The following is a 354-nucleotide window of genomic DNA, read 5'->3' as shown; positions in this document are numbered from 1 at the left end:
CGAAGCTTATCGCAGCTTATCGCGTCCTTCATCGGCTCCTAGTGCCAAGGCATCCGCCCTGCACCCTTAATAACTTGACCAGTTAAAAAGGTTTGATAGATTAGAAGCTATCAACTTCGATAATTTTAAAAAGTTATCAGCTTTATATATTATAAATTAGATGTCATATCACTAAATATATATATGCAGTTTTCAAAGTGCTAAGGCACAGCGCCAACAGATAAATCCTGTTGCTCAAAGTGCTAATTGAGTATTCGTAAAAACGAACCCTCAAAATTAAACAGTAGGCAATTCTCCTTAGAAAGGAGGTGATCCAGCCGCACCTTCCGATACGGCTACCTTGTTACGACTTCA

Annotated in this window: 2 rRNA genes; both read right to left on the bottom strand. The window is 39.3% G+C overall.

The window, feature by feature from the left end:
* Positions 1-80, bottom strand: a 23S ribosomal RNA gene (locus IC173_RS20510); the annotation flags it as partial.
* 221 nt (positions 81-301) lie between these two features.
* Positions 302-354: ribosomal RNA gene (locus IC173_RS20505) — 16S ribosomal RNA — on the bottom strand; the annotation flags it as partial.

This window comes from Clostridioides sp. ES-S-0048-02, assembly GCF_020658495.1.
Classification (GTDB): domain Bacteria; phylum Bacillota; class Clostridia; order Peptostreptococcales; family Peptostreptococcaceae; genus Clostridioides.
The sequence above is the reverse complement of the archived record's forward strand: the minus strand, read 5'-3'. Positions and strand labels throughout refer to the sequence as shown.